At 39.5% G+C, this 12,869-nt stretch carries 8 protein-coding genes and 1 pseudogene; 2 read left to right on the forward strand and 7 right to left on the reverse strand.

The features are described from left to right. Positions 1–208: pseudogene (locus SP041_RS21035) on the forward strand (IS4 family transposase); the annotation flags it as partial. A gap of 54 nt (positions 209–262) precedes the next feature. Here SP041_RS21035 and lpdA read toward each other — a convergent pair. From lpdA to guaB, 7 genes are all read right to left on the reverse strand, one after another. Continuing rightward, a complete protein-coding gene (gene lpdA / locus SP041_RS07140; RefSeq protein WP_137297488.1) occupies positions 263–1,693 on the reverse strand; it encodes a dihydrolipoyl dehydrogenase in 1,431 nt (476 codons plus the stop codon). Positions 1,694–1,799: 106 nt separating this feature from the next. After that, positions 1,800–3,377 carry a dihydrolipoyllysine-residue acetyltransferase gene (aceF, locus tag SP041_RS07145; RefSeq protein ID WP_137297489.1) on the reverse strand — a complete coding sequence of 526 codons (1,578 nt, stop codon included), beginning with the start codon at positions 3,375–3,377 and terminating at the stop codon, positions 1,800–1,802. A 57-nt stretch (positions 3,378–3,434) separates the two neighbouring features. Beyond that, positions 3,435–6,095, reverse strand: a complete 2,661-nt coding sequence (gene aceE, locus SP041_RS07150) for a pyruvate dehydrogenase (acetyl-transferring), homodimeric type (RefSeq protein ID WP_137297490.1) — start codon at positions 6,093–6,095, stop codon at positions 3,435–3,437. A gap of 196 nt (positions 6,096–6,291) precedes the next feature. After that, positions 6,292–7,041 carry a pyruvate dehydrogenase complex transcriptional repressor PdhR gene (gene pdhR, locus SP041_RS07155; protein WP_137297491.1) on the reverse strand — a complete coding sequence of 250 codons (750 nt, stop codon included), beginning with the start codon at positions 7,039–7,041 and terminating at the stop codon, positions 6,292–6,294. Between the two features lie 319 nt (positions 7,042–7,360). Continuing rightward, positions 7,361–7,906: a 1,6-anhydro-N-acetylmuramyl-L-alanine amidase AmpD gene (gene ampD, locus SP041_RS07160; protein WP_137297492.1), complete on the reverse strand. Its 546-nt coding sequence runs from the start codon at positions 7,904–7,906 to the stop codon at positions 7,361–7,363. Between the two features lie 111 nt (positions 7,907–8,017). Further along, on the reverse strand, positions 8,018–9,598 hold the full coding sequence (gene guaA / locus SP041_RS07165; protein WP_137297493.1) for a glutamine-hydrolyzing GMP synthase: 1,581 nt from the start codon (positions 9,596–9,598) through the stop codon (positions 8,018–8,020). A 183-nt stretch (positions 9,599–9,781) separates the two neighbouring features. After that, positions 9,782–11,248 (reverse strand): IMP dehydrogenase, encoded by a 1,467-nt coding sequence (gene guaB / locus SP041_RS07170; RefSeq protein ID WP_137297494.1) that lies wholly within the window; start codon positions 11,246–11,248, stop codon positions 9,782–9,784. Positions 11,249–11,426: 178 nt separating this feature from the next. Between guaB and xseA the strand changes: the two genes are divergently transcribed. Then, on the forward strand, positions 11,427–12,758 hold the full coding sequence (xseA, locus tag SP041_RS07175; protein WP_137297495.1) for an exodeoxyribonuclease VII large subunit: 1,332 nt from the start codon (positions 11,427–11,429) through the stop codon (positions 12,756–12,758). Positions 12,759–12,869: the final 111 nt, after the last annotated feature.

A 12,869-nucleotide genomic window follows, 5' to 3' on the forward strand; every position in this document is an offset into this window, starting at 1 on the left:
TTTCACTGCTGCCATTTGTATTATAGATACACAAATAAGAGCCTATGCACTATCAGGTAATGGGACTATTCCGAAAAAACTTCAACTTATGCGAGAAGATGTTAAGCATTTTATTTTACCCAAAAAAAGAAAACACCGAACGTTTTCACGTTCAGTGCTCTATATTCCATCTAGATATCCGTTAAGATATAAGCCTAAAATCTCTTAACCGAACGGCATTGGCTCAATGAGCTGCCTTAGTATTAACAATTAGCTTGTTAAACTATTTACGTTTTACCGCTTTTGCATTTGGTAAATCAGTAATTGAACCTTCATAAATCTCAGCCGCTAAGCCAACTGATTCATGTAATGTTGGATGTGCATGAATTGTTAATGCAATATCTTCAGCATCACAACCCATTTCAATTGCTAGGCCGATTTCACCTAGTAATTCACCAGCATTAGTACCAACAACAGAACCACCAAGAATACGATGCGTATCTTTATCAAAGATAAGCTTAGTCATACCATCTGAACAATCAGATGCAATTGCGCGACCAGAAGCAGCCCAAGGGAATACTGATTTTTCGTAGTTAAGACCTTGCTCTTTCGCTTCTTTCTCTGTCACACCAACCCAAGCCATTTCTGGCTCAGTGTAAGCGATTGAAGGAATTGTTTTAGGATCAAAGTAATGCTTTTTACCAGCAATAACTTCAGCAGCAACATGCGCTTCGTGCACGCCTTTATGTGCAAGCATTGGTTGACCAACGATATCACCTACAGCATGGATATGCGGTACGTTAGTATGCATTTGCTTATCAACTTCGATAAAACCACGTTCAGTTACCGTAATACCTGCTTTTTCAGCATCTAGCGATAGACCGTTTGGTACACGACCAACTGCCACTAAGACTGCATCGTAAGCTTTTGCTTCTGCAGGTGCATTTTTACCTTCAAAAGAAACGTATAACGCATCTTCTTTAGCTTCAACGCCAGTCACTTTAGTTTCAAGCATGATATTGAATTTATTTTTTACTTTCTTAGTATAAACTTGCACGATATCTTTATCGGCAGCAGGTACTAATTGGTCAGCAAACTCAACAACATCAACATCTGAACCTAGAGATTTATACACTGTACCCATTTCTAGACCGATGATACCACCACCTAATACAAGTAAACGTTTTGGAACAGATTTAAGCTCTAGAGCATCTGTTGAATCCCAAACACGTGGGTCATCATGTGGAATGAATGGTAATTTGATAGGACGTGAGCCTGCCGCGATAACTGCGTTGTCAAACGTAATAGTCGTTACTTCACCATCAAGATCTGTTGCTTCAATCGTATTTGGACCAGTGAAACGACCCATGCCAGTAACAGATGTTACTTTACGCATTTTAGCCATGCCTTGTAGGCCACCGGTTAACTGTGAAACTACTTTTTCTTTCCAGATACGGATTTTATCGATATCTGTAGAAGGCTCACCAAATAATACACCGTGCTCAGAAAGCGCTTTTGCTTCTTCAATTACTTTAGAAACATGTAGAAGTGCTTTTGATGGGATACAACCTACGTTTAAACAAACACCGCCTAATGTGCTGTATTTTTCGATTAGAACAGTTTCTAATCCTAAATCTGCTGCACGAAATGCTGCAGAATACCCTGCAGGGCCAGAACCTAATACAACAACCTGCGTTTTAATTTCTTTACTCATGACGACCTCTATAAATAAGAACACTCGAATAGGATTTGTAGTCTATTCAAATGTTAATAGAATGTAAATAAATGGTCGACATAACTGCCGACCTGCTTAACAAAGATTATAGGATTAACGTACGTAAATCAGATAAGTGCTTATTAACGGCAGTAATAAAGCGTGCACCGTCAGCACCATCAATTACACGATGGTCATATGAAAGAGCAAGAGGAACCATCATACGAGGTTCAAATTCTTTACCATTCCATTGTGGTTTAATTGCTGATTTAGACACACCTAAAATAGCAACTTCTGGCGCGTTCACGATTGGTGTAAATTGAGTACCACCGATACCACCAAGGCTAGAGATAGTCATACTACCACCTTGCATATCTTTAGATGTTAATTTACCAGCACGTGCTTTCTTAGAAATTTCAGCGATGTCACGACAGATATCAAAAATACCTTTGTTTAGTACATCTTTAACGACTGGTACAACTAGACCATTTGGTGTGTCTACTGCGATACCAATATTGAAGTATTTCTTAAGAATCAAGCTTTGACCATCTTCAGATAGAGATGAATTAAAGTTAGGGTATTGTTGTAATGCTTTAGCTACTGCTTTCATCATAAACACTAATGGGCTAATTTTAACACCCAGATCTTGTTTAAGCGCAATTGCATTTTGTTCTTTACGGAACTCTTCTAATTCAGTGATATCAGCTTCATCGAATTGTGTAACGTGTGGGATAGTTACCCAGTTACGGTGTAGAGCAGGACCAGAGATTTTTTGGATGCGAGAAAGTTCTTTCACTTCCACTTCACCAAATTTAGCAAAATCTACTTTAGGTGAAGCTGCAACAGCTAGACCACCGCCGCCGCCAGATTTAGCCGCTTGTAATTGTGCTTTAACGTATTTTTGTACGTCATCTTTTGTTGTGCGTCCTTTAGGACCAGTAGAAGCAATTACATTTAAGTCTAAATCGAATTCACGTGCGATACGACGAACTGATGGAGAAGCTTTAACGTCTTTGTTTACAACAACTTCAGCTTTAGCTGCTTTTGCAGGAGCTGGAGCCGCTGCAGGTGCTGCTTTAGGTGCTTCTGCTGTTGGAGCAGCTGCCGCTACAGGTGCCGCAGCGCCTTGAGCTTCAATCAATAAAATTAATGTGCCTTCAGACACTTTATCGCCAGTCGCGATTTTAATTTCTTTAACAACACCACCGAATGGAGCAGGTACGTCCATTGATGCTTTATCGCCTTCAACAGTGATGATATCTTGGTCTTCAGTGATCGTATCGCCAACAGCAACTAGAATGTCAGTCACTTCAACTTCATCACCACCGATATCTGGAACGCATAGTTCTTTAACTGCAGTCGCTGCTTGTGCAACGGGCGCAGCAGCTTCAACTGGTGCAGCTGGTGTTTCAGCAGCAGGAGCTTCTGCAGGAGCGGCAGCTGAACCAGCTACTTCAACGATTAATACTAAGTTACCTTCAGAAACGCTGTCACCAACATTTACTTTGATTTCTTTAACAACACCAGCAACTGATGAAGGTACGTCCATTGACGCTTTATCGCCTTCAATCGTTAATACATCTTGGTCTTCAGCGATAGTATCGCCGACTGCAACTAAGATATCAGTAATATCAGCCGCATCAGCACCAATATCAGGTAGTAAAAATTCTTTTAATTCAGACATAATAATTTTCCTAATCAATAAAAGTCGGTGTTAGCTTTTACTAACACCGAGACTGATTTATGCAAATAATGGGTTGATTTTGTTTACATCGATATCAAACTTAGCAATCGCTTCAGTAACGACTTTACGTTCAACATCACCACGTTTTGCTAACTCAGTTAGCGCAGCTACAACAACGTAACCCGCATTAACTTCGAAGTGACGACGTAAGTTTTCACGGCTATCACTACGGCCGAAACCATCAGTACCAAGTACTTTGTATGAATCAGCAGGAATAAACGCACGTACTTGCTCAGCATAGTTTTTCATGTAATCCGTTGCAGCAATTGTTGGCTCATCACCTAATACAGACGTAATGTATGGTGTTTTTTGCTCTGCTTCAGGGTTTAACATGTTGTAACGTTCAACGTCTTGACCATCGCGTGTTAATTCATTGAATGAAGTAACAGAGAAGATGTCAGAAGCAACGCCATATTCTTCACTTAGTATCGTCGCAGCAGCACGTACTTCGTTCATAATAGTACCTGAACTTAATAGTTGTACTTTGCTCTTACCTGGTAGTGAAGCAAACTTGTAAATACCTTTACGAATACCTTCTTCAACGCCTTCTGGCATTGCTGGCATTGCGTAGTTTTCATTCATTACTGTTAAGTAATAGAACACATTTTCTTGTTTCTCGCCGTACATGCGCTCAATACCATGTTGAACGATAACTGCTAGCTCATAAGCAAATGTAGGGTCGTAAGAAATACAGTTAGGGATAGTATTTGCTTGAATATGACTGTGGCCATCTTCATGCTGTAGACCTTCACCATTTAGCGTAGTACGACCAGCCGTAGCGCCTAATAGGAAACCACGTGCTTGTTGGTCGCCTGCCATCCATGCCATATCACCAATACGTTGGAAACCAAACATAGAGTAGTAGATGTAGAATGGAATCATTGGTAAGTCATTCGTACTGTAAGATGTTGCAGCAGCAACCCAAGAAGACATTGAACCTAGTTCATTAATACCTTCTTGCAGTACTTGACCCGATGTTGCTTCTTTGTAGTAAGAAACCACGCCGCGGTCTTCAGGTGTGTATTCTTGACCGTGTGGGTTATAGATACCCACTTGACGGAATAGACCTTCCATACCAAATGTACGCGCTTCATCGGCAATGATCGGCACGATGTTTTTACCAATACCTTTATCTTTCAACAATACATTTAGGATACGTACGTAAGCCATAGTTGTTGAAATTTCACGTTTCTGCTCACCTAATAGTGCTGAGAATTTATCTAATTCAGGCACGGCTAGTTTTTCAGTAAACTTAGGTAGACGCTTAGGTGTGTAACCTAATAACGCTTCACGTTTACCGTGTAAGTAGTTGTATTCTTCAGAACCTTCTTCAAGTGTTAAGTAAGGTAGTGTTGCCGCTTGCTCATCACTTAATAAATCTTGTAGACCTAAACGATCACGTAAGGTTTCGATATGCTCTTCAGTCATTTTCTTCACGCCGTGAGCAATATTTTTACCCTCAGCCGCTGCGCCCATACCGTAACCTTTAACAGTTTTAGCTAAGATGACAGTAGGTTTACCCGCTGTATCTTCTGCGTTTTTAAATGCAGCGTACAGTTTAGATGAATCATGACCACCACGCTTAAGTGCGAAGATTTGTTCATCTGTCATGTCTGCAACTAGTGCAGCTGTTTCAGGGTATTTACCGAAGAAATGTTCACGAACGTAAGCACCGTCTTTAGATTTGAATGTTTGGTAATCACCATCAACAGTTTCTTCCATTAATTGTAATAATTTACCAGACGTATCTTTAGCGATTAGTGAATCCCAGTTGCCACCCCAGATAACTTTAACAACATTCCAACCAGCACCTGTAAATAGGCCTTCTAGTTCTTGAATGATGCTACCGTTACCCATTACAGGTCCATCTAGACGTTGTAAGTTACAGTTAACCAAGAAACATAAGTTATCTAGTTTTTCACGTGAAGCGAATGATAATGAACCACGAGATTCTGGCTCATCCATTTCACCATCACCTAAGAACGCGTAAACACGTTGCGCAGATGTTGGTTTTAAACCACGACCGTCAAGGTATTTTAAGAAACGTGCTTGGTAAATAGCAGCGATTGGACCAAGACCCATCGATACCGTAGGGAACTGCCAAAATTCAGGAAGTAGTTTTGGATGCGGGTAAGATGGTAAACCTTTACCGTCTACTTCTTGGCGGAAGTTATCTAACTGCTCAGCAGTTAAACGACCTTCAAGAAATGCACGAGCATAAATACCAGGAGAAATGTGGCCTTGGTAATAAACTAAATCACCGCCATCTGTTTCATTTGGTGCACGGAAGAAGTGGTTAAAACATACTTCGTAAAATGCAGCGGCAGACTGATAAGAAGCCATGTGGCCACCCAAGTCTAAATCTTTCTTAGAAGCGCGCATAACGATCATGATCGCATTCCAACGAATAATTGAACGAATACGTTGTTCTATTTTCAGATCGCCAGGATAAGCAGGTTGCTCACTTGTAGGAATAGTATTCACGTAGTTAGTGTTAATGCCAGTCGGCAAGTTAACACCTTCAACGCGTGCTTTTTCAATCACTTGTTCAAGGACAAATTGAGCACGTTCAGAGCCCTCATCTTCAAGAATGGTTGCTAATGCTTCAAGCCATTCAGAAGTTTCTTGTGCATCAATATCTTTTAAGATGTCAGTCATGACACTTTCCTTCTATATCACTAGATAATCTCAGCTCGAAAGCTAAGCGTTTTGTTATAATTATTTACATTAACCACTACCTGCTTTACAGCACGTTTGCATGCCATTTCGGCAATAAGTAATCTAAATAGTTATGTCTATAAGTATGTTCCACATTGTTGATTGTGTCCGCCACACTATAAAACGGAGGTTACTTTTAAAAACCGCCTAACTCACGTTTAAAGGCACTTTCTTCGCGCAACATAACCAAGCGCGTTTCTTCAATATAATTAAGATGCTTATCCGACGCTTCTTTCGCTTTCATTGGTTGCTTAGATAAAATAGCATCCACCAACTGTAAACGATGTTCATGTATTTTTTTCGCGACTTCTGGATACAAATACAACTGTTTAACGTTGTCTGAAATATTCTTTTGTAACAGAGGTTTAATGCCGCGTGCTAAATGCAAAAAGACCACATTATGCGATGCTTCGATGACGGCTAAATAAAACTCCGCAACAGATGCTATTTCAAGTTCAATATTACCAGTTGTGTTTGCCATATCAATAGCACCGAAACTTGTTTTTATTTTTTTAAAATCTTCAGAAGTACCACGTAAAGCAGCGTAATAAGCAGAGAATCCTTCAATAGCATGACGAAATTCTAATAGGTCATATTTAGATTCAGGGTGTGAATTTAATAATTCAAATAAAGGATCGGTCAATTGCTCACGCAATTCTTCTTTAACGTACGTTCCACCGCCTTGGCGACGTGTTAGTAGACCTTTTGACTCTAAACGTTGAATGGCTTCACGTAATGAAGGACGTGAAACATCAAATTGTTTAGCTAACTCTCGCTCTGGTAATAACTTTTCGCCAAGCTCTAAACTACCTTCTAAAATCATGCTCTCAAGTTGTGATTCGATCACATCAGCAAGTTTAGGTTGTTTAATTTTTGCGTAAGTCATAACAGCCTTAATTTAGTTAAACTTGATACATTATTGCAGCGAACAAATAACAGTAAATGTAAAATGGTATTACCAATTTAATATTTAGCCATAGAAATTAACAAAATTAGCGATTTATGTCTAGATTTTTATCATTTTAAATAACCTCATAAAGTTGATGGTCATTGCGTTAATCACCAATATGAGCGGTTTTAATATTGAGTTTCATAGGGGCAATTAAAAACCCACTATTTCATCCATTTAATATGTATGACTTAATAACCAATTTTTGCTTTTAATTAAATAAAAGATTCATTTTTTAAAAAACAATCAAAACAAACTAATCAGTTAATAGCTTAAAATAGTAATCCCAATCAAAGCCACTACCAGGGTCAGTTTTACGACCAGGCGCGATATCACTGTGCCCGACAATACGTTCACGTGTAATTAAAGGGTAACGAGTTTGAATATACTTAGTCGTTTCAGCTAAGGCTTGATATTGATATTCAGTATAAGCACTACAATCAGTCCCTTCCATTTCAATACCGATAGAGAAATCATTACATCCTTCTATACCTTGAAAAGAAGACACGCCTGCATGCCATGCACGTTGCTCAAAGGGAACATACTGCTCTATTGCACCGTTTCGACGAATCACACAGTGAGCAGACACTTCTAAACCTTGTAAGTCGGCAAAACTAGGGTCAGCGGAGCAATCTAGACACCCAGTGAATAAGTTTTTAATATGCTCTGTTGCAAACTGCCCTTCTGGCAAACTAATACAATGGATCACCAGTAAACTAATTTCAGACTGATTTGGTCGTTGATTATAAAAAGAACTTTTAATAAAAGTAGCATTACTCAGCAAACCAAATGTATCGATCATTATTTTTCCTTATCAAAACTTAAGAAGTTAAAAACAAAAAAAGGCGGCAAATAAGCCACCTTTTTATATTAAACCACTGCTTTAATTTAAACAGTCATTATCTATTGATGATTATTCCCATTCAATAGTAGCAGGTGGTTTACCCGACACATCGTACACAACTCGTGAGATACCATCAATTTCGTTGATAATACGGTTAGAAACGTGACCGATTAACTCATACGGTAAGTGAGACCAACGTGCCGTCATAAAGTCGATAGTTTCAACACAACGAAGTGAAACAACCCAATCATATTTACGGCAATCACCCATTACACCCACAGAGCGTACCGGTAAGAACACAACAAATGCTTGGCTTACTTTATGGTATAAATCAGCTTTGTGTAGCTCTTCAATGAAGATAGCATCTGCACGACGTAATAAGTCACAGTACTCTTTCTTCACTTCACCTAACACACGAACACCTAAACCAGGCCCAGGGAACGGGTGACGGTATAACATGTTATATGGCAAACCAAGTTCTAAACCAATTTTACGCACTTCATCTTTAAAGAGCTCACGTAAAGGTTCAACTAATCCCATTTCCATATCATCAGGTAAACCACCTACGTTATGGTGAGATTTAATCACATGTGCTTTACCATTTTTAGAAGCCGCAGATTCGATAACATCGGGGTAAATAGTCCCCTGTGCTAACCATTTTGCATTAGCTAGTTTTTTAGATTCTTCATCGAAGATCTCAACAAAAACACGACCAATTATTTTACGCTTAGCTTCTGGATCATTTTCACCAGCCATTTGATCAAGGAAACGGTGCTCAGCATTAACATGGATAATGTTTAATCCAAATTTATCACCGAACATTTCCATTACTTGTGCGCCTTCGTTCAAACGTAATAAACCGTTATCAACAAATACACACGTTAACTTATCACCAATAGCACGTTGCAATAACATCGCCACAACAGATGAATCTACACCACCAGATAAACCAAGGATAACTTCATCATCACCTACTTGCTCTTTCATTCGAGCAACGGCATCGTCAATAATTGATGCAGGTGTCCATAATGTTTCACAACCACAAATATCGACAACGAAGTTGCGTAACATACCTTCGCCTTGCGCGGTATGTGTTACTTCTGGGTGGAATTGAACACCATAAAAACGTTTTTCTTCATTAGCGATAACAGCAAATTGACACGTAGCCGTGTTAGCAACGGTAGTGAAATCAGCAGGAATAGCCGACACTTTATCGCCATGACTCATCCATACATCTAATAATGGTTTTCCGTCTGCAGATAATGCGTCTTGGATGCCTTTAAGGAATGCAGATTCAGCTTGCACTTCAACTTTAGCATAACCAAACTCGCCTTCGCCTTCACCTTTGATGACTGCTCCACCTAATTGGTGAGACATAGTTTGCATACCGTAACAGATACCCAACACTGGCACGCCAGCTGTAAATACGTATTCAGATGCGCGTGGAGATCCTTCTGCTATAACGCTTTCAGGGCCACCAGCAAGAATAATACCGTTAGGATTAAACTCTTTGATGTCCTCTTCATTAACATCCCAGCTCCAAAGTTCACAATAAACACCAATTTCACGGATACGACGCGCAATTAATTGTGTGTATTGAGAACCAAAATCTAATATTAGAATACGCTGTTCATGAATGTTCTTACTCATTATATTGTCCTTTAATTTTCTTTATTCAGTTTCTAAAAATAATAAAAGACGATATATATCGTCTTTTATTTATAACTTAAGGAAGCTGAGCTAAGTGCTTATTTACAAAAAGATTTATCAATAAAACTTTTTATTCTCAATAGATAGTTACATTTCCATTTGCACATTAAACTCATTATCTACTTAGCCACCACTACGGTAGTTAGGTGCTTCTTTAGTAATAGCAACATCATGTACATGGCTTTCACCCATACCTGCGCTTGTGATTTTCACAAACATTGCTTTTGTATTCATTTCTTTAATCGTTGCACAACCCGTTAGGCCCATAGATGAACGCACGCCACCCATTTGCTGATGGATAATTTCTTTTACTTTACCTTTATAAGCAACACGACCTTCAATACCTTCAGGTACTAATTTGTCTGCTGCATTATCAGATTGGAAGTAACGATCAGATGATCCTTGAGACATCGCGCCTAAAGACCCCATACCACGGTATGATTTGTACGAACGTCCTTGGAATAAAATAATTTCACCAGGAGACTCTTCCGTACCAGCAAACATACTACCCATCATGACACATGATGCACCCGCTGCTAATGCTTTTGCAATATCACCAGAAAAACGGATACCGCCATCGGCAATCACTGGGATACCAGTACCTTCTAATGCATCAACCGCATCAGAAATAGCCGTAATCTGTGGTACACCTACACCCGTAACAATACGAGTTGTACAGATTGAACCAGGGCCGATGCCGACTTTAACTGCACTACAACCCGCAGCCACTAATGCTTTTGCACCATCGCCAGTGGCAACGTTACCACCAATAATTTCTAAGTTAGGGTAAGCAGCGCGTGTTGCTTTAATGCGATCTAATACACCTTGAGAGTGACCGTGTGATGAATCAATTAATAATACATCAACACCCGCTTCTACTAATGCATCAACACGTTCTTCATTACCTGCCCCAGCGCCAACAGCCGCACCTACACGTAAACGACCTAACTCGTCTTTACATGCATTTGGTTTTTGTTCTGCTTTACGGAAATCTTTAACTGTGATCATACCTTTCAATTTAAAGTTATCATCAGTTAATAATACTTTTTCGATGCGGTGCTTGTGCATTAACGCTTCAATTTCATCACGCGGTGTATTTGATTTAGCAGTCACTAACTCAGCTTTTGGTGTCATTACCGCAGAAGCAGGTCGTGACATATCAGTTTCAAATAAAACATCACGTCCCGTAATGATACCCACTAATTCGCCTGATGCTTCAACAACAGGATAACCTGCAAAGCCATGTTGCTCAGTGAGTTCTTTGATTTCACCTAAGGTAGTAGATGGTGAAACAGTTACAGGCGTAGCAACAACACCGCTTTCATGGATTTTTACTAGACGAACTTGTTCAGCTTGTATTTCGATAGACATGTTTTTATGAATAAAACCAATGCCGCCTTCTTGGGCCAAAGCAATAGCAAAACGCGCCTCTGTTACCGTATCCATTGCAGCGGAAACAACAGGGATATTTAACGAGATATTTTCTGTTAATTGGGTTCTTAGATCGGCAGTGTTTGGTAGTACAGTCGAATGGGCTGGCACTAATAATACATCGTCAAATGTTAACGCATCTTTTGCGATTCTTAGCATTGCAATATCTCACTTATAGTTGGGAGCATTTTTAGATATACCCAAAATAGCTTGGGTATGATATTGCGGTGGGATTTTAATCGTAATCAGCAATAAGTACAATACTATTTATGTTTTTATACTGAGTTTTTACTGTGTTAATATTTAGGCCCTGATTTATTTGGTAAAAAACTCTGTTATGGCGACTCAAAACAAAAATATATACAGTGTAAGTTCACTTAACCGCGCTGCAAAATCCTTACTTGAAACTGGATTAGGTGTTATTTGGTTATCCGGTGAGATTTCAAATCTGACTATCGCGGTTTCAGGGCATTGGTACTTCACACTCAAGGATCATAGTGCTCAAATAAAATGTGCTATGTTTCGAGGCAATAATAGCCGAGCAGGGTTTACACCTAAACACGGCCAACAAGTATTAGTGCGTGCAAAACTCAGTTTGTATGAAGCACGTGGTGATTATCAACTGATTGTCGAAACAATGGCGCCAGAGGGTGATGGTTTATTAAAGCAGCAATTCGAAGAGTTAAAATGCCAATTAGCAGCACAAGGTTTGTTTTCTGAATCTTTAAAAAAACCATTGCCTGAAATAATCAAACGTGTCGGTATCATTACCTCTTCAACGGGTGCGGCTTTACATGACATATTGAGCGTATTACAGCGTCGAGATCCGCGTTTACAAGTTATTATCTACCCAAGCCAAGTTCAGGGGCAAGGCAGTGCATTATCAGTTGCATCACAAATAGCATTAGCAAATGCTCGCCATGAATGTGATGTGTTAATTGTAGGGCGTGGCGGCGGCTCTTTAGAAGATTTATGGTGTTTTAATGAACCTGAAGTGGCTTATGCTATCCATGATAGTCAATTACCAGTGATCAGTGCCGTAGGGCATGAGATAGATGTGACTATTAGTGACTTTGTTGCCGACGTACGAGCAGCAACCCCTTCTGCGGCTGCTGAACTCGTTAGCCAACACAAAACCTTTGTTTCTGCTCAGTTAACAACGTTAGTTAATCGTCTTAAACAATCTATGCTTAATACCATGCAACATAAAACCCACCAGCAAAGTGTATTAAAGCAAACCTTATTACAACACGATCCAAAACATAAGTTACAACAACAAGTTCAACACCTAGATGAGTTAAGTTTGCGCTTACAATATGCCATGCAGCAAAAAATGCAGGTTCAGAATAACTTAACCACACAACTGAAGAATCGATTGCTGCAAGCCAGTCCAGGTCATCACATTAATATTGAATTACAAAAACAACAGCAATTAAGTCGACAATTAACACAAGCGATGACGGCGAAGTTAACTCATTCAGAGCAAAATCTACATCATCAAATACAACAGCTTAATGCCTTTAGTCCATTAGCAACACTGGCTCGTGGTTACGCGATTGTTAAAGATGAAAATGGTAAAGTCAGCACTGACCCGGCAACACTTAAAGTGGGCGAAACGATTCAAGTAACATTGGATAAAGGTCAATTTAATGCGCAAGTTATTGAATAAACGCTAAGAATAACAAGGTTAATCATCCTCTAATATGCGAACGATGAATGACAGACCTTAAATCAATAAGTATAAAAAAGGGCTTGATACACACTGTATCAAGCCCTTTTT

The sequence above is a fragment of the Psychromonas sp. SP041 genome, from assembly GCF_000470315.2.
Taxonomy (GTDB): Bacteria; Pseudomonadota; Gammaproteobacteria; order Enterobacterales; family Psychromonadaceae; genus Psychromonas.